This is a genomic window from Rhizobium atlanticum, assembly GCF_030182485.1.
Taxonomy (GTDB): Bacteria; Pseudomonadota; Alphaproteobacteria; order Rhizobiales; family Rhizobiaceae; genus Rhizobium.
Window position 1 is genome coordinate 26,341 of record NZ_JAQJCJ010000020.1, and the last position, 23,963, is coordinate 50,303.

Sequence of the window (23,963 nt, forward strand, 5' to 3'; positions counted from 1 at the left end):
TACTCATCAGCAACAGGACACCCATGATGCGAACTTCGGCTGCAGCAATTTCCGCTCTCCTTCTGCCAGTACTGGCGAGTTGCACGACCACCTCGGGTGGCATCGTCACGGAGAACAAGAGCCTTACTGCAGTCAGCGCCGAGCGGACACGACTGGGGCAGGCCTGGCACCTCAAAGTCGATTGCTCACCATCAAGCCGTCCGAACGTTCGAACAGTTTCTCCGCCAGCTCATGGGAAACTCGAAATCGTACCGGAAGACGTAGTTGCGAATTCGAAGAAATTTCCGAAATGCGCCGGGGTGAAAACCGCCGGCATGGTCGTTTACTACACCTCTGCAGCCGGATATGTCGGCCCTGACAAAACAACGTTCAGGGAGTCCTATGGAGATGGGGTCGTTCGCGACGTGACTTTCGACGTCAACGTCGTCAAGTAGACCGCGTGGGGGCGGCACCTCGAAGCCGCCGACCGTGGTGATCGTCGGTTCTGCAACACTGCCCACTGACAAGACACGGGTCTGGTCGCAAAGGACGGGCGACTGCCTGTTAATCCTGTTTCTGGCGTTGGCTTACAAGCCTAGAACTTTTCCGCGTAAGCGATATGCCGTTCGCACCTTGCCAGGTATTGTCTTGCTCGCGCAGTCTGATCCAGAGGCTATGACGACGCGCCAAGAGGCTGCACCAATTCCCCTGCGTGCTCTTCCATCCAGGCCAGTTCGAGTGCTCCCTCATCAAGGACGCCGCGGCGTTCCAACTCCATTTCCCATACAGAGCCGGAGGCAGCGAGATTGCGCATATGTTGCTGCATCTGCCGCACCCTTTCGATGGCTGCCTGCATGATCTCAATCTCCGGCTTTATCCCATAGGCGTCGAGGAACAGCTGGAAGCGCCGCGCCTTCTCGCGCACGCCTTTCGGCAAACCATGCGCTTCGCATTTGTCGTCACGCCAGAAGGGCACCCAACGCCACGCAATGAAGCCGAGGTCCCAGGAGCGTGGTCCTGGTGCTGCAGCATCCCAATCGATGAACGCGACAGGGAGCCCAGCCCGAAAGACGGTATTCCACGGCGACAGATCATTGTGACAGATCGTCTCGACGGGTTCTTGAGGTTGAAGACGCCAGTTGCGCTCATTCCAGGGAAAGCTTGCTGCAGCATCGTGGTAGCATCGCAGCAATTTCCCTAATTCGACAAGGGCCCGGTCGCTCCAGACATAGTCAGGAAGCCGGACGTCGAAGCGGCCAAGTTGATCAGGGATGAAGCCTTTGCCCAAGCCGACTTCACCTTCGATGTAGGTGAGACATTCGCGTCCCTGATCATCGAAGCCGAGCGCGCGGGGAGCTCCTTCAAATCCTTGCCGTTCAACGTGGCGAAGCAGGTCGAGAACGGCAGAAGACCATGCGCGACCACCCCGCCGAACCGTGCCGCCGACCCGGACAACATTTGAATCTGCGCCGCCTGTGATAGGAATTTCTGGTTGGCCCATGCCCAAGCTTAGGCACGGGCAAACCAGAGGGTCAAGCGGAACGCTATCTTCGCTGCGTATCGAACGGCCGAGAGGGCGGCTCCGCAAGGGTGATGCGATTGCCGTCGGGGTCCCCGATCTGGGCAATCCTTCCATAGTCGCCCTTGGATTCACCTGTGAGCGTCACGCCAATCTCTTCAAGCGCTCTGCGGGCTTCATCCATTTTCGGCACCACAATGGTCAGCCTGCCGAACCCGGCATTCTCCTTGTCGAGGAAAATTTGAATGTTCGCTCCGGCGACGTTGCGCCATTGGATCAACGCCTCCATGGGGCGATCATCGGGTCCCCGGTCGAACAGCCGAGTGTAATACTTCTCCGCTCTATCCATGTCTGCCGTTGCGAGCGCGGCGTAGATTCCCTGGATCAGCATCGCCAAAACTCCCCTTTCTTACCGCCTCCACGGTAATGAAACAGGGCGAGTTGCGTTCCAAACGTGCGTGGATGGCCGGCAAAGGCGGTCTGGAGGCCGTGCCTACTCGGTCGGACTGGAAAGCAATTCGTCGAGCTGCTCCAACTGCTCCGGCAATGCGACAGCCGAGCCCTGCAGTGCTTCCTCAAGCGCCTCCTTGGAGGGATAGACTTCGTGGAAAACCAGCAGTGTTCTCCCGCCTTGATCCTCGAAGGTCACGGTCGTGATCGCGCCCTCTTCGCCCTCGTCGTTGGTCCAGACGATACGCTCGTTCGGCACCACCTCGAGATACTTGCCATAGAAGGCCATGGTATCCGAACCGCCGGCGCCGAATTCCAGCCGATATTTGCCGCCGGTGCGGACGTCCATATCGCATGATACGAGCGAAATGCCGGGTACCGATTTTGGCACCCACCAGCGCCGGAACAACTCGGGCTGGCTCCACGCCCTGTAGACCGTGCTTGGCGGCGCATCGAATGTCCTGGTTACCACAAGTTCGCGATCCCCTCTGCGCTCGACCGACGTGCGGTTTTGCGCGCCACCTGCCCTCTCAACTTGCTCAGTCATCGCTTCCCTCCCGTTTCATTTCGTTGATGATCTCATCCAATGCTTCGAAGCGGGCCTCGAACAGCCTGCGACGAGCCTCGATCCACTCGGCCTCCGCCTTGAGACCGCGTTTTCCAAGCTGGCACGTTCTCACCCGTCCGACCTTCTGCGTGACGACGAGCCCCGCCCGCTCGAGAACCTGAACGTGCTTCTTCATGCCGGTCAGCGTCATCTGGAATTGATCCGCGAGACTGGTGATCGACGCGTCCCCTCGCCCAAGCTGATCGATGATCCCGCGGCGGGTCGCATCGGACAGCGCCGCGAACGAGAGATCGAGGGGTGGACTTTCATACTGAACCATATGGTTCAGTGTATAACCTGCGCGCGCAGGAAGCGCAAGCGTCCCCTGCTGTAAACCGGTCATTCAAGTCAGGAACCGCGGCGGCGGCAAAAAGATCATCTGGCGCAGGTCGACAGCTGCCGAATATCTCGGCAGCTTCGCGCCCTCATTCCAGCGACGACGACACGCCGTTTGCCGCTCCCAAAGCCTGCGGCGGGACGAAGGGAGATGCCGATAATCAGCGTTCAGGCGGAGGACTTCAGGTGAGTTGAGCGAGGATATCGTCGACGACACCTGTAATGCTGCCCGCGGTGTCGATATTGATACCGACGGGAAGATGCTCCCGGGTCTTATGATAACGGAGCACCAGAGCCCGCTCGGCCGGCTCGAAGCCCGGCTCATCGGGTCGCCCATCCAATCGCCGGTTCAAAGTCTCAATGTCGATGTCGAGCACGAAAACCTTATCGAACAGATGCAGGAATTTGTGGAAATTGCGCGAGCCGCCGCAGAAGAAGGTAACAGGGTGGGTGGTGTCGGCAGCAATGGCCCGGACCTTTTCGGCAGGCCAGACCCAATGCGCGTATCCCCAGGCAATGCGGTCGGCGCCTTCGGGCGGTCCCGCCAGCGCCTGGCCAGTCTCGGGGTCGCCCACATATGCCAGGACGCGGTCGCCATGGACGACATGGTAGCCCCGCCGCTCCAGTTCGGAAGCGACAGAGGTTTTCCCAGTGCCCGAACTGCCCTCGATCAAATAGTTCCTGATGCCCATGAGCGCTTTTATCACGGGCTTTGATCCGGTGAGAAGGGTCTTACCGGACGGAGAATAAGCCGGCACGCCCGTCACTATGTCGACGTCGATCGGCTTAGCCGAACCGTTCCACGAAGACATCGATCACCGTCCGCGGCATCGCTGCACGGAACCGATTCTACGTGATGTTACGGGCCAGGAGTTGGTTCGAATGTTATTATAAGGCCGTTTGTGGGAGGGTCCGCCATGGCCAGTTGTGACGCTCCGCATTATCAAAGCGTTCGCACGCGCTATGGCCTGTTCAATGTCGTTGATTAGTCCCACAGGCCTACCCCTGGAAGTGGGAACAACCGCAGTACTTCTGGGGAAGTGTCGAGGATATAGGAGGAGACTATGAAAAGAATTGCCGCCGCGTCACTTGCCTTCCTGACGATTGGATTTACGGCCCCGCCCATCGATACCGCAAATGCTGTCGTCTATTGTCAATATATCAGTTATCCGGCCGGCTGCGTCGTAAGACCCGGGGTGGTGCTGAGGCCGCGTCCAGTTGCTCGCGCAGCGCGTGGTACAGTGACGCACGGAACTGCCGTAAATAAAGGTGGCCCAGTTAACCGCGTCGGTCGTCGCTAGCTATCGATTTCGACGCCATCGATGCAGTCATCGATCCATCAAGGACCGCGATCAAACAAGCAAGAGCATCCCGTGCGCTCGACATTGCGCTTCTGGATCCGTCCCAAAGCAATCATCGGCGCGAGGCCGGCGAAGCGCTGCGGGAACGCAGAACCGAACCTTTTGGATTTACGCAATTCTCGGCAAAAGCGCTTCACGCTTTGCCTGGATTTGCTCTAGCCAAACCGTTCCACCAGGAAATCGATCACCGTGCGCAGCATCGCTGTCGGGCGCCGGTTCGGGGCATAGATGAGAGACATCGGCACAGGCCTATAGGACCATTCCGGCAGCACCTGTTCGAGCCGCCCTTCGGCGATATCGGCGGCGAGCAGCAGTTCCGGCTGGAGCACTATACCCGCGCCGCCGAGCGCGGCCATGCGCAGCGCAGCGCCCTGGTTGGTGGAGAATTTTCCGGAGATCGGCACATCGCGCATTTCACCGTCCGGCCCGACCAGGTGCCAGCGATCCTGCCTGCGCCAGTAGGAATGGCCGAGGCAGAGATGGGTCGTCAGATCCTCCGGCGAGGCCGGCCGGCCATGGCGGGCAAGATAATCCGGCGCGGCAGCGAGAATGCGCCGATAGGGCGTGAGCGGGCGGGCGACGAGGCTGCTGTCTGAGAGCGGGCCGATGTGGATGCCGAGCTCGAACCCCTCGCCGACGAGATCATGGACATTGTTGTCGAGCGACAGCTCGATGCTGACGTCGGGATGGGCATTCTGGTATTCGATCAGCGCCGGCACCAGGACTTGCGTGCCGAAGCTGACGGGCGCCACCAGCCGAAGCCGGCCGCGCGGCGCCGATTGCAGCTCGCTTGCCGAAGCCTCGGCCAGCGCCACTTCGGCCAGCGCGCGCTTGCAGCGCTCGTAATAGAGCTGGCCGACCTCCGTCAGTTGATGGCGCCGCGTGGTGCGATGGATGAGCTTCGCCCCGAGCCGGGTCTCGATGGTCTTGATGTGCTTGGCAACCATGGCCGGCGACACCTGCGCGATCTCCGCAGCGGCCGCGAAACTGCCATTGTCGATGACCCTGACGAACATCGCCATCCCGGCGAGCTTGTCCATGATTGGCTACTCACAGGTTTCGAATGACGATACCAGCAGCTTATTTATCAACCTCAGCATTTACAACATAGTGGTCATGCCCGCCGCAAGGCGACGGACATTGCCAATAACGAAGGAAAATCCATGCCCATTCTTCACCTGCAGATGCATCCCGGCCGCACCGACGAGCAGAAGCGCGCCTTCGTGCGCGAAGCGACCAAGGCCGCCGTCGACACCCTGGCCTGCCCGCCGGAATCGGTGGAAATCCTGATTACGGAGATCGCCAAGGATTCTTGGGCGGTTGGCGGCAAGCTGAAATCTGACGTTTGAGTGACGACTGCAGCGTCAAATGTTCCGGCTAAGGTAAGCGGCCATAATATTGGGAAGGGAGCCGGCACTCGGCTCCTATGCTTACGGCCTAGGGCAACCACAGCTCCACCGCGCGGGCCTATGGAAAGCCGAGTTTTGGATTTCAGCCCTGAGCAGACTTCTTCCTTTACCGAAGAGAAAGGCTGCTTTTTGCGCCTTCCTATGGTCATAAAGGCGGCAGGTGCGTATTCTTGAAAGCAGACGTCGAACAGGCTTTGACCTTGTCACCTCGTATGAGGCGGCGATCGTCGGGCTTCTTGATAGTTATCGGCGAGTGCCGCGACAAACGACGCGAACCTTCCGATGACGAGGTTCACTACCGCCCCGAGGCCTTTCGGGTCGCCAGCGACCACGTGCTCGGCGCATCCTTCGCCCGGTGATGGCAAGCACCGCGCATTTTTCAAGAGCGTATCTGTAGAGTTGCACAGAGCAATGAACCGGATTCACCGCTCGTGCGCACCAACTATAGCATCAACTCCGTAAAGTTCCATTTTAAGCATGCGATCAATCAGGTCTAAGATTTTAGCGCGCAATGGAGGGTCGCTTTCAGATACCGAGTATTCCTTTTTTATTACATCTTGCAACTGATGCAAATCCATTGATCTCTGCCCTGCAGCGTTGCCATTTTTGACGATCTCCTCCAAGAGAATCTCAGTAGCAGCGACCACAATATCGTCAACTTTACATTCAGCGTGTTCAAGTGCGTGGAAGAACCCATACGAGCCTGCTTCGAATGAGAGTGAACGAATGAAGCCATGCGCAATTTCACGATATCGGTCGAATTCGTCAGGCTTCACGTTTCTGAAAACATCGCTTGCCTGGCTCCTTACCTGCTTATCGTCGTCGTTGAAGGCGCGCCGCAAAATTGTTTCCGCGCGGTATCTGAATTCGGCATCCTCGATGGCGTGAGACGCGACATCGGCCATGAGGCGACGATATACCACGCCGTCCTTGGCAAGGGCATCTGCCAGAGAACAGAACACCTCAGCCTGAAAGCTCTGCCAGAATATAAGCCATGCGGCGATTGCCCGGGTGTTAGGATCACCTTGAACGATCATGCGGTGCAGCAACCGCTGTCCCACCTCTGGTACAAAGCGCAGGATGTACGGCAGCAACCTTATACCACTGTGTGTCACTAGAGGAGCCGACCAATAGCTCTCATCTGGGTTGCTCATAGAAGCGGATCTTCGTCGAATGACTCTCTCAATTGCATAGGCGATCCAAACGGAAGCCGCCTTTGCAAACTTCGGAAGGCGCCGGGATGGGAAAGCAGCTCTAATCCACGCCGCTTGGAAATGGGAAGGTTGGCTCAAGGTTTCGGGGTGTCCCGAGATACGCTCCAGCAGCCTAGCACAGCGCGCCTTATTCGAATTGTAAAGAGGTAGGGCTGCACGAACCAGGCAGCAACGAACACTGACCAAAGGCTCAATGGCGGCGCGTCTTTCGATAATCGGCCAAACTGATTCGACAACTTCTGGCACGTGCCACAGAATATTTCCCAGTGCTTCTGCCGCGGCCCCGCGAGCCCCATTCACACCGCGGATATGCAGACGCCCTTCCCTAACCAGGTCTTCGATTGTTGTGACTTCTCTTTGAGTGTTTGATCTATCAACATCATCGGTTTCGTCGGCATCGCCGTTTTCAACATACCAGACAAGGATTTCGAAAATTACGGGATCGGCAGCTATCTCCGGATTTTTCTCAATTAGCCGAGCAATTTCACTGCCATATGCTCGCTCGTCCCTTTCATGAGCCGTAACAATCGCGCGTCTCAAGGCCCCAGGGCTCGCTCCCTCGGACTCTGCCAGCCCCCAAAGCAAGTGGTTTATGTAGGCGCGGTTAGCCCCTGAAGGTATTTTTTCCAAGAAAGCCGAGAATCTTTGCGGTTGTTCCTTGGCTTGGTGTTTAAGTTCACTGGCAAGTTGGCTAGACCCTCCCGCTACAAATGTGCGGCCTCGGCGGCGGTGACCATCGTTACCGTATTTCAATATTGCTGACAGCCAATGTTCGTCAGACATTCTTGCTGCTTTGTCTCGCTTTATTGGCGATTGAACCCAGTGGGCTTCAAGGTGATCGGGCTCCGGCAGCTTGTCCGTGCGAAACTTCCTTCGAAGTTGAGCAAGAGTCTTCCTGGCTAATGGCGATAGAGCTTCGTCTCCGATGCTATCAAGAATGCACCAAAGTTCATGACCCGACCGGTTAAGGTATTGTGCAGCTCCCGATCGGGTTCGCCACGGCTCTTCCTCACCCTCAGCTTTGATGCGGCGCAGCAGCTTTGATGCTAAATCAAGCTCGGGCTTGTGACTGGCCATCAAGTTATCGAACTTTGCAGTTCCGTCTGCCTGCAGGTGCGGCAGCGCGGCTCGCGCCGCAGACGCAAATGACTTCCAATCGGCCCCGTTCCAGCCGGCGTCAAAAATATGCTCACAATCGAGAAGTTCGACAAACAGGTCCTTTAGGCCATAGCCATCGACGGCGATCGTCTCAAGCCAGATATGAGCGCAGACTTCGTGCTTGTCGGGATTGATCCTCTTTAATATCTCGCGCGCCCTGTCGGCAGACTCCAACGCAACCTTTGCCAAAGCATCACGAAACATGCTCAGGAAGGCATCCGCACCGAAATGGTTCCCCGAAGCAAAGCGCATCCTAAATGAATAATCGTTGATGCCGTTCGAATTCTTCAACACGATCGAATCTACAGATCGAATGAATGTCTCGATCGTTCCGTCAATGAAGACTTCTGGTGCTTTCTTCGCCAACTCTCCAAGTGAATGTGCATCAAGGTCCCGGAACTCGTCTCTTTCAAATGGATGCAGCCCCGGATGAGCCTCGAACCAAGATTCAAAATACGCCTTCAACACCTTTTCGGCGCCGTGAGGGTTCTCGCCCGCCCACGTATGAAGCAACAAGTCTCGATGGTTTTGGCCTCGCCTTTCGAACATTCCGGGCGGGTTCGAACGCGTAACACGAGCGCAGAGGTCAACCAGAGTTTCGTCCGGCTTCTGCCGCTTAACAAAGCCGAACCAATTGAGTAATCGCTTTGCTCGTTCGGGGTCGCCTCCCCACCATTTGTCGAGTAGACCGGCGACTTCCACTGGTCGCTCGGATGCAATATTAGAAAGCCACCAAAGGATGGTGTCGGCTCGCTCGGTGTTCGCGCCGAGAAGTTGTTCCGGCACCCATCCGTCTGCTTGTAACCTATCAAACCAACCAGGTGATGCGAAGAAAGCATATCTGACCAAAGCTGGAATTGGTCCCGTCGTCTTATCAAGCAAGAGGACAATGTCGCGCTCCTCCGGTGTAGGATCGTTCAGCGATCCCAGCCACTGTGCTGCGGCGACCTGAATGTGATAACGGATTTTTGGATTGTCTACCACTGAGCGTAGTTCGCAGAGATAGCGGGCATTATCCACCTGCCGCAGATTTTCTAGTATCTGGCGGACTTGCGTCCGCCGAAAGAGATGCTGCTCGGTTTGAAGCAGTAGCGCTTCCAAGGATATCTTTCTGCCCGCAAATGTAAGGGCATAGACGTAATCAAAGAAGCTCTCGTGAAAGAAATTGGCGTTGCCACGGGACCGAACGAGTAGCCCTTCGGAAGGTAAAACGCTTAGAGCTCCGCCAAAGCTGGACAGAACCGCGTCCGGCGCGTCCAATCGTTGTCGTTCGCTCATCCACTCTGCTAGGCATGAAAGCGGCTCTAGAACGTCCCATGAAATTGTCCGATCTGTTCCAATAACCTTGCGTTTCTTCTCTAACAGGAGACGAAACAACTCGTTACGCGAGCTGACCATAGGAGCGAGGGGATCGTATGTTTCGAAGAAAAGCGCTAAGTTTAAGGGTAGCCGCAAGAGCTTGATCTGGCTGGGAGAGAACTGATCAACAGCCACTGATTTCGACAATAAGAGTGGCTTTACCGAATTTTCCCAATCTAACAGTTGAACATCAATATGCTCAACGCCGTGAGTATCTTTGAGAGCCTTCAGTCGATCATCATTTTCAAGGTCGAAAGTACGGCACGAAATAACAATGACAACGTTTCCAAAATTCCTTACATCATCGACAAGCTTAAGTACTGCTTGCTTGATTGCACCGTTTCGGCCCGAAATTTCACTGATTGCATCGACTTGATCTACTATGAGTGCAGATTTCTGCCCAATCGAGACACCCCTTAGTGTCGCAACGGGGCTCTCCTCGCGACCAGTTATTGCTCTGCCAAGGGCCTGCGGGCTCTTGCAATCCAAATGGTGGTCCACCCGAAACGCAAGGTGAGTTGTCGCAACTGATGACAACTTTGCAATGAGCTCGCGAATGACACCGGATTTGCCTGCGCCGGCAACACCAGTGAGCAAGATAACCGGAGGTCCGTTTGGATCGGCGATTCTGTCTGCGATCTCTTGGGCTTCTGGACGTATGAGCGTCTCACGCCCTGCCCCAAAGGGAATGTACGTGTCGAGATATGCAGAATTCTCGGCATGCAACCTTTGTGCAAGCGTGGGGTCCAAGGCGTAGTCTTTAAACTTTAGCTTTCCCTCCCTTTGAATATCTGCTCTGGCGCTCTCGGTCGTGATTTCTCGATTTATTCGCTGAACTAGGAATTCTTGAAGAATTTCAAATTCAGTTTTTGATTTATTGTCGAAATAAAAATCGCAGTATGTATCGATAACGCTTTCGATGGAGCGCTGACTCTCGACTCGAAAGTGGCTACGATTTAACCAGCTGAATGCGGTTTTATCATCAACGCCCCATAAAATTTTGAGTTCATCAAAATCAGCCTTGGCACCCTTTCCCAAAGATTTGACGAACTCATCTTTATCAGTGCAAATTTCTGCCTTTCCAACAAGATCAGCGATATCTCTCGCTGGATGTTGCGAGACAAAGACGCATAGATCGTGAGTTGTGGAGGAAAGCCGATGCTTGAACGCTTCAAGGACACCTTCTCTCCTCAGTGCAGCAAGAGTCCAGTTTCCATTTGGATTCGAAATCTTCGTTTGATGCCATTCGGTGATGCCATCGCGAGCTAGTGAAAACTCAAATCCCTTGAAGGCGGGATCGATGCCCTCAAAGATTAAGGTGGAACACTTGCCGCCAATGACGTCCAGCAACTGCCGAACAAGCCATTTGGCTTCATATCGATTCCCTAATTTATCCGCGATTCCTCCGGAAAACATGTCTTCCCCGACTCATGGTTTGAATGTCAATAAATTGACCTGCGTCCTACGGTTCTTCAAGATGAGCTAGATGACGGGTACACCTACAGGCTGCGAGATTGAGACTCGCGTGGCCGCCGTGGGAACCGAACTCGCACAGGTGAAATCCGAGGCATTTAAGTCTGATGATTCCGGAAGCTGCCGGTCCGCTTACGGCCCCAAACCGGTCGTTCCTTTACAGAAACCTGCGAAAGCGGATAGTCCACTAAAGGAAAGCCTATGTTCGCAACGTGGGGGGCAGACCCGGCCGCCGCTCACCCATCCCCTGCGGGACCAGCGATAGTGTCCGGATACCCGCCTCATCGGCCGCCCGCAGAAGCACTTCGCGGAATTGTTCCGGGGAAATTTTGCCGGTGATGGCGTCGACGCAGGCTTTGACGGCAGCCATGTATTCCTCGCCGTCATCGCAAGGCCAGTCATTCATCAGGAGGCGCGCCGCGTCGCCCAATGTCCACACGATCTTGCGAGATTTCGGACCTCGCAAAGCAAACCCGACAGGCGTGAATGCTGATGATGTATTCCAGCACATTTTCCCCGACCCCTCAACGCACGGATACTGCAGTCCCCATGTTCAATGTACGCGCGTATTTAAAAATTTGGAATTGAAATCTATCGTAAGGCACGGCTTAAACGCGAATTTGTGATTGAAAGTTCGTGGTAATTCGGCGCTGACGCTGAGGAGGCCGACGCCGGAGGCGCCGGAGCGGAGGGAGCGACGATCCAAATCATATCGAAATGCGAATGTCCCCGCACGTTCCGATGTTTCGGCTGAAACCCGCGAGCGCTTTTGGCGGATCTGAGATCCAACCTCGCGTTTATCTGCCGATGCGTTAGGTTGCTGGCTTCTCGCTGCTTTTTGTTGGAGCAGCTTTCAGGCGGATGCGAAGCGGACGGCCTTCGGCATGATCGACCTCGAAGGAGTTCGTCTTCTTAATCAGATCACTCAACTTCTTGAATCCGAACGTTCGTGGGTCGAAGTCAGATGCCAGATTGGCGAGTCGGGCTCCAACCGCGCCGAGCAGGATCCATCCATCCTCAGACTCCATCTCCGCGATTACTCTTTTGATGATCGGTATTGCGGCGCTGGGCGGCCGTAGTGAAGACGCAACCTGCGCGGCGTCCGCTCCGTTCGACACGACTGAAGGCGCCAGATTTTCCGTGTAGATAAACCGGCGGCATGCCTGGCGGAAGCTCTCCGGCGTCTTCTGTTCTCCGAAGCCGAAGACATCGATCCCTTGTTCCCGGATGCGTGAGGCGAGACGCGTGAAATCGCTATCTGACGACACCAGGCAGAAACCGTCGAAGCGGCCGCTATGGAGCAAGTCCATCGCATCGATAACAAGCGTGATGTCGGACGCATTCTTACCCGTGGTGTAGGCAAACTGTTGTTGAGGGATGATCGCGTGTTTTGCAAGGACGTCGATCCATGCCTTGGAGCGAGCATTGGCGAAGTCGCCATAGATGCGCCGCACGCTCGCTTCGCCGATCTTGGCTATTTCCTCGAATAGACCGTCAACGATCTTCGCGGAGGCGTTGTCGGCGTCGATTAGAACAGCAAGACGTGGTGAGCGTGGTTCAGGCATGTCGAAGCTCCGTGGTGATTGGTAGGCCCCAAAATTGAGTTGGCTAACGCTGTAGTTCCTTCGACCAAGCGGTTGCATCGCGTATCGTTTAGAGCGAATGGAAGCAGCTAAAGGGCTCATGAATGGTGTGCCGTGTGGCCCCCTCATCCGACCCTTCGGGCCACCGACAGGGGTTGAGCCACGGGTCTCAACCCGTCCTTCGGACCCCCGCTGGGGAGAAGGGGGAGCAAGGCCCGCTGACACTTCCCGGACGAGACGCGCCATCCTGGAATCTCCCTTTTCATTCTCCAGGTCACCGCAACTCGGCGCTCACCCGAAAAATCCCGCCGGCCGATGCATCCGAGCAGACGACGAAGGTGGAGCCTTCTTGCGCCATGAAGGCGACGTTGCCGCCGGCTTCGCAGGGGGTGGCGCTCCATTGCAGGATGATGTCGCCGTTGTCGGGCAGTTTTTCGGTCGTCAGTTTGACGGCGCTCGCCATCCATTCCGTCGCCGACGGCAGGTGGATGGGAGCGTTCAGCTGTTTCGACAGCCAGGCGGTATAGTTCTGCGCCTCGGCGAGCGGCACGTCGTCGGCCGGCTGCTCGGGATTGCCGGCATAGGCCTGGGCGGAGGCCGGGTCTGCGTTGGCGGTGTAATATTCGGCCATCTCGGCGCGGGTGACCGCTTTGGCCTGCATGCAAAAGGACTTCTCGACCTTCACGGCCCCATTGGCGACGCCGAGCATGCCGCCGAGATCCTTCAGCGACGAGGTCATCAGCCGGACATTATCGAGCGGATAGCTGCCGGCAGGGATGGTCTCGAAGGCGACATTCGGTGCAACCGGGCAGAAGCCGCGCGCCGAAAGCGCTTCGAGATCGGCAAGGATCGGCTGGTAGGCAGCGATGGCGAGCTTGTAGGCCTCGGCGCTGTAGCGGCCGTCGGCCTCGGTCAGCTTCGGCGCCAGTGCGGTTAGCGTCGGATCGGCGGGGCCGGCGCGTGTCGTCAGCGAGGCGTGGAGGTCGGTGACTTTCTTTTTCAGCGCCGTCGCCTCGTCCTTGGCCGCCATAACATCCGATATCAGTGCGGCGAAGAGTTTGGCGGCGTCGGCGTAGCCGGAGGTCGCGGCCGGCAGCTGCCATTGCTCGGCCTTGGCCTTGGCCTCGGTCATCAGACCGCTCGCCTTGGCGACGTCGGGGCTGTCGCCGGCGCCGATGCGGGTGACGGTTTCGCGTTTTGCCACAGCGTCCTTTTCGGCCGCCGTCAGCGCCGTCAGTCCCTTCGCGAGATCGTCGTAAGCCGTTTTGGCAGCTTCATAGTTATCGACCGCGCCATGCATCTGCTGGGCGGCGGCGCTGTCGGCGGCGGCCTTCATCTTGCCGTCGGCCTCGGCAAAACTCGGTGCCTTGTCGCCGCCGGCGGCGGCAGCGGCCGATTTGGCCTTCTCGGCATTTTCCTTGGCAATGGCGATTAGCGACTTGCCGAGGCTGATGGCCGCCTTCTGGTAGCCGGGAAGCGCCTTTTTATAGTCTTCGTCCTTAAGCAGGGCATTGGCCTCCGTCAGTGCGGCGGCGCCGGCATCATAGGAGAGCTTCGCCTCATCGCCTGACGGGCGTTCCGGCGCCTTGGCGGCGACGGCTTTGTCCCTGCGGCTTTCGGCCTCCTTCTTCCAGGTGCCGACATCGGCGACGAGCTTGGGATCGGGGCGCAGCAGCTTCGGGATGGTGACGACGCCGACGCCGATGCAGATCAGGAGCAGCGCACCGATCATCGAGAAATGCGCCAGCGTCCATTTCTTCCGCTTCGGGGCATCAGGCTGTGGCGGCATGCCGCCGCGCGGATCCCAGGCCATCGGCTGGATGCCCGTGGTGACGCGGCTGAATTCGCCGAGCGCATCGGCGCCCATCCGCGGGCGCTGGGCCGGGTCGCGGCTCAGCATTCTTTCGACCAGGCTGGCCAGCGCCTCGGGAAAACCGGGGATCAGCACGTCGAGGCGGGGGAAGATGTTGGAGGGGTCGAGATGGATGTTCTTCCAGCTCTGCTCGCGCTGGTGTTCGTCCTCCCAGACCATGACGCTGTCGAAGACGCTGGCATAGGTCTGCCGCGGCAGGAAGAGCTTGTAGGCGATCATGCCCATCGCATAGATGTCGAGTGCGGCGGAGGCCGAGAAGGTGCCGCTGGCATAGATCTCCGGCGCGCCGAATTCCGGCGCATAGGGCGGGATGATGTGCTCGCCGATCTTGGAGATCAGGTGCAGGTTGCCGATCCGGACCGAGAGGCCGGAATAATCCTCCGAGACGTAGATGCACTGGTCGGTCAGCGCATTGTGGGCGTAACCCGCCCCATGCAGCGTCGCCAGCCCTTCGAGGATGTGGCGGCCGATCTCGATGGCGCGATCATAGGCCACCATTTCGGTTTCCTCGAGATATTGGTGCAGCGTCTTCGACGGCCGCTTCTCGACGATGTAGAAATTGTCGTCTTCCGGCGACGGCGGGATCAGGTCCTCGATTTCGACGAAGCGCCGCGCCGTCAGCGATTTCGCCTCGTTGACCGAGGTCCAGACCCGCTCGAAGCGGGCCTTGTCCAGTTTCAGCGCCACGTCAGGCGCGACGATGAAGACCGAACGATCCATCCGCTTGTCCTGAGCCGGATAGACGATGAACTCGTTTTCATAGACCGGCTCGCCGATCGTGTAGCGGGCGATCAGATCACTTCTCATGCACGTGTCCCCCTGCCATTTTGTCTTCATCAAAGCGCATGTCATTCACCCGCCAGAAGCGGATCGCCGATCAGCCCGGCGGCGAGAAACAGGCCGGTCTTCGTATCGCGGAGCGCGAAGGCAAATCGGGCATCCGCGCTCACCCGCACCAGCTTCGGATCGATGCTGCGCTCAGTGACCACGGCCGTTGCCGCCGCCGCTTCCGTGCCGTTCTCATCGACCTTGATCATCGTCTTCTGCAGAACGCGCGACAAGCTGATGTTTTCCGTGGTGAACTTGGGAAAAGCCGCATCGCTCGCCTTTTCGGGCGAAAGGCCCATCGCGTGCAGTGTCGGCATCAGATCACGCCCGTCATTGAGGGAAAAGCGGGGCAGGAAGATTTCGCCCTTGGCGGCTTCGAATTTCTCGCCCTGAAGCCAGGAGGCAAGGGTCTTGAGATCGGCGCCGCCGACGCCTTGTTCCGAGCGCGCCGCGATCACCACCATGCGGTAGGTTTCGCCTGCATAGGCGAGGTCGACGGCTGCGAAACGATCGTCGACGCGGAATTTCTGGCCGTCGCCGGCAAGATGCATCATCGGCACCGAGACCGTCGAGCCGTCCGGCCGCCGGAACGGGGCCGCCGGGCTCTGAGCCTCGAAAGCGGTCTTCCAGCGGGCCTTGAAGGAGAGCGCCCCGAGGCTGATGAAGCCGCCGCCGGGCGGCGTTTCGAGGATCACCGGAATGGCGTCGCGTGTCGCCTGCCTGACCCAGCCGTTGATATGCTCGACGGATTTCGGCTGATCGAGATCCTCGATCGACGGCTTGATGCGGTGACCGGCCAGCATGGAGAGGGCATCAGGAACGAGCGCCAGCTTGTCATCGAAGACGATCGCAACGCCTGAGGCGAGCGGCGCGTCGGCCGCCGGCGGCGTCTTCGGGTTCATCTCGTCCAGCACCTTCTCCGGCCCCTTGACCGCATCGCCGAAACCCAGGCCCCTGGCGATGGCCGCCTTGCCCGCGTCCGAGGCGCCGAGGCCTGCGAGACCGAGCGCGGCAGCAAGGCTTGCCGGCGACACCATGATGTTGGCCGCCCCCTCCTTCGCCAGCGTGCGGTCGATCAGGTCGACGGCAAGCCCGGCCTGGGCGGCAAGCACCGCCCTGGTGTCAGTGGCATCGGCCGCATGGGCGGGCGCCAGCGCCATCAGGGAAGCGGCAAGGCCCGCCAGCAGAATGGATTTCGACATCATTCGCTCCTCTTTCAGCGGATGCGATAGAATTTGGAATCGAACGACCATTTGCCCTGGACGCCGGTCTCGTCGTCGCCGACGATCCTGAGGCTGCGGGCGAGGTCGTAGACATAGTTGAAGGCAGCCCGCTGGCCGACGAGCGGTGTCGGCACGTCAGGCAGGTCGAGCACTTCGATCGGCTTGTCGCTGAGGATGGCCACGACCATGCCGACGCCGGCCGGCCCCTCCACCACATATTCAAAGCCGATATAGGGATTGCGGGCATCCGGCACGACCACCGGCCGTGCCGGATCGAGCCTGTTGTCGCCGCCCTTGGCCGTCGGTTTCAGGCCCATCGAGCGCTTGTTCGGATAGAGCTGCGTCAGCTTGCCGGCGGCGTCGATATCGACGAGGATCAGATAGCCTGATTTCTTGGTGGAGACGCGCATCGCCACCTTGTCGCCGATGCTGACCGAGGTGCCGGGCAGCACGTCGACGGCAACACCCGCCTCATTGTCGGTCTTCAACGTGTTTTCGACGGCGGCGACCGGCGTCTTTGCCTCCTCGCCGGTGACGACGTCGCGGCCGAGCGCATCCGGCAGGCCGTAGAATTGCGGCACCGGCGTGAAGCGGCAATCCTCGGAATGCGCCCGGCAATATTCGTCGGACTTGCGCCTGACATAATCGAGCAGGGCGGCGTTGCTGACCTCAGGCTTGTCGGAAGCGCGCGCCACCCCTTCCTGCACGCCTTCGATGAAGCGGCGGGTGAAGACCCCGAGCGGCGGCTTGGCCTCAGTATCGACCAGCGCCCATTGGCCTGCGTTGACGGCCGACCAGACCATCGCCGTTTCGCCGCCGAAGGAGAACTTGGCTTCCTTGCCGGAGCGGTTCGGCGGCTGCAGCGACGCCAGGGCCGGACCGAGGCAGCGCACCGTGCCGCCGGCGGGTGCGGCCACCGCACTGCGGCTGCCGGGACCGACATGGCAGGCATCGATCAGCAGCGTGACACGGCGGTCCTTGAGGCTGTTCAGCCGGGCGGCGATTTCGGTCTCGCGGATCTGGTTGGTGACGGTCACCTTGCCCCCCTCGCGCACCAGCTTGGCATCGGCGGCAACCAGCGTCGGGCTCGTCGTCGCCTCGGCGCCCATTTCCTCGGAGCCCTGGCCGCTGAAATAGAGGAAGACGCGGCTGCCGGCCTGCGACTGGCGCACCAGCCAGTCGTCGATTTCGGCAAGGATCGCCGCGCGGCTGGCCTTGCGGTTGGTGAGCGTATGGATCTGTTCGGGACGGTAGCCGACCGTCTTGACGAGGAAGAGCTGCATCGCCTTCACATCGTCGACCGAGCCCGTCAGCTTCGCCTCGCGCATCTCGTAGTCGTCGATGCCGATCAGCAGCGCGCGGTCGCCGGGAGAGCGCACCGCCATGGGCAGTTCGGCGGCCGGCGCCTGAACCTCGGGCTGGTTGCCCTCGGGCGAAGCGGCTGGCGGAGTCTCCGTCGTTACCGCAGGCGCCTTCGTGGCGTCGGGCGGCGTGGTGATCGTAAGGTTGGCCTCGATCTGTCCGGCCGGCGTCTTTTTCTGCGTCGTCCCGGCCGTCGGCTCGCTAGCAGCAGGCCGCCGCTTGGTGTCAATCGCCGCCATCTGGTCGCCGGCGGAAGGGACAGACGTGTCGGGCGCGTTCGGCACATCGCCGTCTGTCTTTTCGGCGATCCAGTCGCGGAAGGCGGCGACGCGGGTATAGACGCCGTAATGTTCGGCTTCGGCGCAGCCGGCGCCCCAGCTGACGATGCCGAGCTGAATCCAGCGCTTGTCGGGGCGTTGCGCGACCAGCGGTCCGCCACTGTCACCCTGGCAGGCGTCCTTGCCGCCCTCGGCATAACCGGCGCAGACATTGCGCTCGTCGATCGGGTTCATGCGCATCGAGCTTTCGCGGTAGGCGGCGCGACAATCCTCGCGCGAGACGAGCGGCAGCTCGACCTCCTGCAGTTCGGTCGGCAGGTATTTGTCATCCCAGCCGTGATCGGCCTTTGTGTAGCCCCAGCCGGTGACGACGGCGGTGTGGCCGGGGCTTTCGACGGCCTCGTCCGAGGCCGAGGCGAGGATCGCCGGCTTCGAAACGGCGGGTTCGGCGAGCTTGATGAGGGCGATGTCGTTGGCGAAGACCTTGCGGTCGAAATCCTCGTGGATGATCACGTCTTCGACGGAGAGGCCAGGTTTGTCAGGCCCGTCGACCGAGATCACCTTGTCGACCTTCTGCTTTCCCTCGACGATCAGGAGGTCGCGGGCGAAGAGATCCTGCTTGCCGGAACGGCCGCTGGTGACGCAATGGGCGGCGGTCAGGATCCAGCGCGAGGAGATCAGCGAGCCGCCGCAATGGCCGCCGAAGCGGCCGCGCTGCTCGGGATCGGGCGCCAGGATCTTCACCTGCCAGGGCCATTCGCCTTTCTTCGCCGCCTGGCCGCCGATCACCCGCCCGCCATCTTCGCCGGCAAAATCCGTGTCCTGCTGCGCCAGGGCGGGAGTGGCCAGAAGCAGAAGGACGGCCGCAATGTTGAGGACCCTGCTGATCGACGTACTCATAGCCTGGCTCCGGCGGAGGTATAGAGGACCGTAAATCCGAGGCGTGCGCCCTCGGGCAGAAGCTCGCCGAGATGTCTGGCGATGTTGCCGGCGGTGCGCCGCCTGTCGTTCTGTTTCAGGAATTCGACCAGACCAGGCATCGGCTGATCGGCGGTGACGGCGACGAGCAGGTCTGTGCCGAAGGGGGCGACGACGGAAAGGTCGAGATCGAAGGTTGCGGACATCTCGGCATCGGCTTCCCTGTCGCCGGGATAGAGGAACTGCACCGTGCCGTCGCCGGTGACGTCGAACAGCACGAGCTTGCGCCCGGCAAGATCGGAAACCGTGACGCCGACGCGCTCGCCGTCGCGATGGACCTTGTCGGAGGGTGTCACCCGCACGGTCTGCGGGTTGATCTCCGACAGCCGCTTCAGCGTGTCGAGCGCGGCCATCCGGTCGACGACGAAGGGCATGTCGCCGGCGCCGACTTCGGAGGCGACGACATCGCCGCCGGCGATCGCCTCGCGTTTTTGCGGATCGAAGACGAGTTCGGCATGGGCGCTATCCGTCAAGTTGAACGGCGTGACGGCCGGATCGATACCCTGCAGTACCGGCTCGGTAGCGAGGGCGGCGACGGTGATCGGGGCAGGCTCAGGCGGCGGTGGCGGCACGTTCGATGTCTGCGCTTCCGCCGGGCCCGCCGTGTCATAGGCATAGACGACGGCGTGGTCGAGATCCGCCCCAGGCGAGCTTTGCGTGAAGATGTTCTGCCGCTGGTCGGTGAACTGATAGACCGACTGGCGCACATATTCGAACAGCTCGCGGCGGGTCACGGCGCCATCGGCGTTGCGGTCGGCCGCGCCTTCGAAGGCGCGGGCTGTGGCATAGCTCAGCGCCCCGCGCTTCTCAGCAATGCCGGGAATCGTAATCTCCGGCGATTTGGTGTTGTCGTCGACGGCGGCGAGGAAGGTCAGCCGCTTGTAATCGAAGCCGGTGGAGAGGGCATCTGATGTGGTCGAAATCGGCGCGAGGTCATCCTCCTCGATCGTATAGGACGGCGCCTGGCGCCAGGTGATCTCGGCGCCGCGCGGATCGACGTTGCGGGTCATGCCGCCGGCATGGCAGGTATCGGCGATGAACAGCACCTCGGCGCCTTTTTGCTCCAGCTTGTGGATCAGCACCTTGAATTCGTCGCCGAAGATGCGCTCGCGCGATCCCGGCAGCCTCGTATCGAAGCCGGCCAGCACATAGACCTCGTCGCGGCCGCTCGGTTTCGAGCCTTTGACGCGCTCCGGCTCGCTCGATCCGTGGCCGGCTATGCCGAGCACGATGAGATCGCCCTCGCCTGCCCTGTCCGTGACGGCGCCGATCGCATCGAAGATGCCCTGGCGGTCGGCAGCGCCGTTCTTCAAGAGCGTCATGTCCTTAACGCCGAGCGAGCGCAGCGACAGGGAAAGATCCTCGGCATCGGCGACGGCGCCGTGCAGCGGAGGAACATTGCGATAGAGATCGATGCCGATCAGAACGGCTCTGACCGTGCCGCGCTCGGGAGCCTCGATCGTCCTGGCGAGGCTATCGGTGCCCGCCAGGGCAAGAAGGGCGAGTGCGGCGGCCATGGGAGCGAATGTGGACATGGCCGGTTCCCCCTCGCCCCCTCTATTCGCGGCGCCATTCGACGCGGCGGTTGAGCGCGTCGATATCGTCTTCGGTGAGGTTGGCCGTGGCGGTCACGTCCACCGGCTCGGAGGCGCCGCGGCCTTCGGCATCGATCGTGGCGTCGATGCCGTGGTTTTTCAGGAAATCGGCAACGGCCTGGGCGCGGCGCTCGGAGAGCTTCTGATTATAATCGTCGCCGCCTTTACGATCGGTATGGCCGATGAGGATGATGCGGCCGGGCTTCTGCTCCTTCAGCGCCTCCAGCAGTTCCTCAGCGGCTTCGGTTCCGACCGAGGTGAAGGTCGACTTGTCGAAATCGAAGGTGATCGGCACCGGGATGGAGACCGGCACGATGCCGCGCACATTTTCCGAATAGATGCCGCCGAGCACGCCGCTGCGGTGATCCTTCTCGGCCGGCACGAAGCTGCCCTGCGGGTTGTCGCTGGTCGGGTTGGCGGCAAGAATCCGGGCCTGGGCGGCGCGCTGGATGAGATCGGAGATGGTCTCGGCCGGCGGCGCTTTCGGCGTGCGGGTCTCGTTCTTGATGATCTCGATCGCCTGCTGGTAATCGGCGGCGGCGTCGGCAAAGCGGCGGGCGGAGAAATAGATCTCGCCGAGCGTGGCTGAGGCCTGCCAGAGCACCTGCGGGCTGTCGGCGGCGACGAGCAGCGGCTCATACTCGGCGACCGGCTTGTCGGCCGCCATCATTTCCTGGGCGGCGGCGAGCCTGAGGGCTGCGACGCGGCGCTGGGCGTTCACCTGAAACTGGCCGCATTCGGCGCTGACGGCGATGGCATCGGCTTGCGTAGCGGCAGCGGTGATGTCCTTGGCGGCAACGGCGGTGTTCAGCTTGTCGAGCAGGGCGTTGCAGGCCGGCGTATCGGCATTGGCCACCTCGATCTCCTCGCCGGCCTGGCCGGGTTCGGCGGAACGGCCGAAGCTCAGCGGGGGCATCTTGATGCTGAAACCGCCGGGAAGCTTGAATTGCGGCATCTTGATCTGCGGCATCGGCAGTTTCGGCATATTGGTCTGGGCAGACTGGGCCGGCTGCTTGTACGGCTGCTGATATTGGCTCGGTTGTTTATATTGGTTGGGGCGGGTGGAGGCGGTGGTGTCGGCGGGGCCGATCAGCTGCAGCTCGTCGGCGGCGAGCTCCTGGCCGGGCGCCAGATTGGTGACGATCTTGTATTTCTTCGGCGGCTGTGTGGTCGCCTGTTCGACGGGTTTGGGCGCCGGCTTCGGCTTTTCGATCACCTCAGGCTTTTTGGCGACATCGGGTTTGACGGCCGGTTTCGGTTTGGGAGCGGCCGGCGGTTTCGGTGCAACGGGCGGCTTTGCCGCCTGTTCGACCGGCGCGGGTTTTGCGGTGGGAACGGCGGCGACGGGCGGCACCGCGGAGGGCGGCAGGGCCGCCGTGCTGTCGACGGTGGTCAGCGTCAGCGTCTTGCTGCTGATCTTGGTGCCGAGGCTGCGGGCTTCTTCGAGGCTGCGGGAGACGGCATCCATGCCGCCGTCGATCGAGCGGAACATGCCGCTGCCGCTGCTGCCGAGATCGGCGAAGATCGTCAGCGGCTTGGAGGAATAGAAGACCTTGATCTGTTCCTGCCCGACCGGGCCGGACACCTGCAGCCTGGCGCCGCTTGCCGGATCCGGCACCTGCACGCGCTTGCCGGCGGCAACGAGGGCATCGGTCTGGTATTTGTTCGGAAAGAGCTTGGTGACGGAGCCGTTCGGCGAGACGTTCAACACGGTGACATAGGCGTTCTCACTCGACTGGATGAAGAGACCGACGACTTCGCCGATGGCATATCTCGCCTCGGCGCGGTCGAAGGTGATGCTGACGGGCCCGCTCTGAGCCGGCGCTTCCGTCAGCGTGCGTTCGTTCTGCGCCCCGACCTCGGGGATCGGCGAAAAAAGCGAAAGACATGTGGCTGCGGCTAGGATGGCTTTGCGGCTGAGCATCGGAACCTCCCCCTTCGAACAATCTCACACTGTGCTGAAGATGAGAATAGCACTGACCGGCGAAATTGGGATGGTTTTGGCTGTCTTGCTTGAGGGAGGGTTACAAATTATTTGGAGCCGCGAAGATTGCGCCAAGGCAAGGCGCGAGCAAGACTCGCAGCCGGCAATATCCGGCGTCCGTTTATAGTCAGACGGACTAAAGCAAGGTGGTTAGTTCTTCGGCTTCTGGCCGGCGGATTTCAGAATCGAGATCAGGTCGCTCATTCCTTCCGGAGAGGAATTGTAGAGCCAGAGAATATCCGGATTGTCCGATGTGAATTCCTTGCCGGAGCCCGAGCCCATGTCGCGGCCGGGCGAGGTCGTCTCCGGCAGCTTGCCCTGGCCGGGTGTGAGCCCCTCGGCGCGTTCATGGTCGGCGATGACAGCAACGGCAGCGGCAAAGGCCTTTTCATCGTGCTGGCGCAGCGCCGCGAGCGTGGGGTTTCGCGCCGCCAGCGCATCCTCGACAGGCCCGGCAAACCCAAGCCCGGGCATCGCAAGCGCCAGAGCCAGGCCGATCGACAAGCTTATGAGCCGGGATTTCTTCATCGTCGTCACATCCGTCCAAGGGGGCGCCATCGCGCGACTAGAGAAATTCCGTTTTTCTTCGAATCACGGAATTGCTCTGTCTCTATGTTTTCACGCAATTCCGAGCGCAAAACCGCTGCACACTTTTGCTGGAATTGCTCTAAACCGACAATAGGGAGAGGCCGGATGGAAGGCAACGGCACTCGGCGCCAATCGATTGGGAGGGTTGAAATCGGCTGGAGAGAGGTCAGAGGATCTTCAGCTGCTGCAGGCTGAGCCGGAGATTGCGCAGCATTTCGCCGAAGATTTCCTCGATCCTGCCGGTCGACCAGACCACCATCGTGCCATAGGGCGAGCGCTTGCGCTGCATGAAGCCGGCTGTCTCGAAATCGATCAGGGTTTTACGGCAGGTCTCGCTCGACATGACGGCGACCAGGAAACGGGCGAGATTGGACTGGTCGATGGCGCCTGATTTTTCCGCCCAGTTCTGGATCAGCCGCGGCTTGGTGTCGGCGGTGAACATCGAGGCGAGTGCGCGATCCTGCGACAGCCCGAGGCGCTGCAGCTTGGCCGGATCGCGGGTGAGCGACACCACGTAATCATTGTGCAGATCGGCGAAGCGCTCGACATCTTCAGCCGTGTTGATGCCGAAGACCTTCATCGAATAGAGAAACTCGGCCATCAGATAGGTCGGCTCCGAGCGCAGCTGCGCCAGATGTTTCTCGTCCTTGCTGGCCGAGGCGGCGCAGACGCGGTCGGAAAACCCGATCCTTGCCGCGCGCACCTGCTCCAGCAGGCTGACATCGAGCGCCAGTTCGTCACCGTTCCAGTCCAGCATAGGCTTCCCTGCCAGTAAAACTTCAAGACGATAAACTTGTACTATCGCC

At 60.1% G+C, this 23,963-nt stretch carries 19 protein-coding genes; 3 read left to right on the top strand and 16 right to left on the bottom strand.

The features are described 5' to 3' along the window. Positions 1 to 23: 23 nt before the first annotated feature. Complete coding sequence (locus tag PH551_RS25495; RefSeq protein ID WP_285195509.1) at positions 24 to 434, top strand: hypothetical protein; 411 nt, start codon at positions 24 to 26, stop codon at positions 432 to 434. Positions 435 to 652: 218 nt separating this feature from the next. On the opposite strand, the gene PH551_RS25500 is transcribed toward PH551_RS25495, so the two are convergent. The 5 genes from PH551_RS25500 to PH551_RS25520 all read right to left on the bottom strand — a co-directional run bounded on the left by PH551_RS25500 (position 653) and on the right by PH551_RS25520 (position 3,583). Then, entirely contained in the window at positions 653 to 1,480 is an 828-nt protein-coding gene (locus PH551_RS25500) for a phosphotransferase (RefSeq protein WP_285195510.1), read from the bottom strand. 43 nt (positions 1,481 to 1,523) lie between these two features. Beyond that, positions 1,524 to 1,889 (bottom strand): VOC family protein, encoded by a 366-nt coding sequence (locus tag PH551_RS25505; RefSeq protein ID WP_285195511.1) that lies wholly within the window; start codon positions 1,887 to 1,889, stop codon positions 1,524 to 1,526. 102 nt (positions 1,890 to 1,991) lie between these two features. Next, positions 1,992 to 2,495, bottom strand: a complete 504-nt coding sequence (locus tag PH551_RS25510; RefSeq protein WP_285195512.1) for an SRPBCC family protein — start codon at positions 2,493 to 2,495, stop codon at positions 1,992 to 1,994. Continuing rightward, positions 2,488 to 2,835: an ArsR/SmtB family transcription factor gene (locus tag PH551_RS25515; RefSeq protein ID WP_285195588.1), complete on the bottom strand. Its 348-nt coding sequence runs from the start codon at positions 2,833 to 2,835 to the stop codon at positions 2,488 to 2,490. The genes PH551_RS25510 and PH551_RS25515 overlap by 8 nt, the downstream gene beginning before the upstream one ends. 238 nt (positions 2,836 to 3,073) lie before the next feature. Beyond that, positions 3,074 to 3,583, bottom strand: a complete 510-nt coding sequence (locus PH551_RS25520) for an adenylate kinase family protein (protein WP_285195589.1) — start codon at positions 3,581 to 3,583, stop codon at positions 3,074 to 3,076. 372 nt (positions 3,584 to 3,955) lie between these two features. Here PH551_RS25520 and PH551_RS25525 point away from each other — a divergent pair, with 372 nt between their 5' ends. After that, positions 3,956 to 4,192 carry a hypothetical protein gene (locus PH551_RS25525; RefSeq protein ID WP_285195513.1) on the top strand — a complete coding sequence of 79 codons (237 nt, stop codon included), beginning with the start codon at positions 3,956 to 3,958 and terminating at the stop codon, positions 4,190 to 4,192. A gap of 215 nt (positions 4,193 to 4,407) precedes the next feature. Here PH551_RS25525 and PH551_RS25530 read toward each other — a convergent pair whose 3' ends face one another. Then, positions 4,408 to 5,292, bottom strand: coding sequence for a LysR family transcriptional regulator (locus PH551_RS25530; protein ID WP_285195514.1), 885 nt, complete (start codon positions 5,290 to 5,292; stop codon positions 4,408 to 4,410). A 123-nt stretch (positions 5,293 to 5,415) separates the two neighbouring features. Between PH551_RS25530 and PH551_RS25535 the strand changes: the two genes are divergently transcribed. Continuing rightward, on the top strand, positions 5,416 to 5,601 hold the full coding sequence (locus PH551_RS25535) for a 4-oxalocrotonate tautomerase (RefSeq protein ID WP_350223861.1): 186 nt from the start codon (positions 5,416 to 5,418) through the stop codon (positions 5,599 to 5,601). 482 nt (positions 5,602 to 6,083) lie between these two features. On the opposite strand, the gene PH551_RS25540 is transcribed toward PH551_RS25535, so the two are convergent. From PH551_RS25540 to PH551_RS25585, 10 genes are all read right to left on the bottom strand, one after another. Beyond that, positions 6,084 to 10,808: a hypothetical protein gene (locus tag PH551_RS25540; RefSeq protein ID WP_285195515.1), complete on the bottom strand. Its 4,725-nt coding sequence runs from the start codon at positions 10,806 to 10,808 to the stop codon at positions 6,084 to 6,086. A 256-nt stretch (positions 10,809 to 11,064) separates the two neighbouring features. Then, on the bottom strand, positions 11,065 to 11,376 hold the full coding sequence (locus PH551_RS25545; protein WP_285195516.1) for a DUF982 domain-containing protein: 312 nt from the start codon (positions 11,374 to 11,376) through the stop codon (positions 11,065 to 11,067). A 301-nt stretch (positions 11,377 to 11,677) separates the two neighbouring features. Continuing rightward, positions 11,678 to 12,430: an NYN domain-containing protein gene (locus PH551_RS25550; protein WP_285195517.1), complete on the bottom strand. Its 753-nt coding sequence runs from the start codon at positions 12,428 to 12,430 to the stop codon at positions 11,678 to 11,680. A gap of 292 nt (positions 12,431 to 12,722) precedes the next feature. Further along, positions 12,723 to 15,128 carry a protein kinase domain-containing protein gene (locus tag PH551_RS25555; RefSeq protein WP_285195518.1) on the bottom strand — a complete coding sequence of 802 codons (2,406 nt, stop codon included), beginning with the start codon at positions 15,126 to 15,128 and terminating at the stop codon, positions 12,723 to 12,725. A 41-nt stretch (positions 15,129 to 15,169) separates the two neighbouring features. After that, positions 15,170 to 16,351, bottom strand: coding sequence for a serpin family protein (locus tag PH551_RS25560; protein WP_285195519.1), 1,182 nt, complete (start codon positions 16,349 to 16,351; stop codon positions 15,170 to 15,172). A gap of 14 nt (positions 16,352 to 16,365) precedes the next feature. After that, positions 16,366 to 18,912, bottom strand: coding sequence for a trypsin-like serine protease (locus PH551_RS25565; RefSeq protein WP_285195520.1), 2,547 nt, complete (start codon positions 18,910 to 18,912; stop codon positions 16,366 to 16,368). Beyond that, positions 18,909 to 20,525 carry a caspase family protein gene (locus PH551_RS25570; RefSeq protein WP_285195521.1) on the bottom strand — a complete coding sequence of 539 codons (1,617 nt, stop codon included), beginning with the start codon at positions 20,523 to 20,525 and terminating at the stop codon, positions 18,909 to 18,911. The genes PH551_RS25565 and PH551_RS25570 overlap by 4 nt, the downstream gene beginning before the upstream one ends. A 22-nt stretch (positions 20,526 to 20,547) precedes the next feature. Next, positions 20,548 to 22,509, bottom strand: a complete 1,962-nt coding sequence (locus PH551_RS25575; RefSeq protein WP_285195522.1) for a DUF4384 domain-containing protein — start codon at positions 22,507 to 22,509, stop codon at positions 20,548 to 20,550. A 210-nt stretch (positions 22,510 to 22,719) separates the two neighbouring features. Continuing rightward, on the bottom strand, positions 22,720 to 23,097 hold the full coding sequence (locus PH551_RS25580; RefSeq protein ID WP_285195523.1) for a hypothetical protein: 378 nt from the start codon (positions 23,095 to 23,097) through the stop codon (positions 22,720 to 22,722). A 226-nt stretch (positions 23,098 to 23,323) separates the two neighbouring features. Further along, the gene (locus PH551_RS25585) at positions 23,324 to 23,914 is read right to left on the bottom strand and encodes a hypothetical protein (protein WP_097598890.1); all 591 of its coding nucleotides are present in this window, start codon (positions 23,912 to 23,914) and stop codon (positions 23,324 to 23,326) included. Positions 23,915 to 23,963 lie beyond the last annotated feature (49 nt).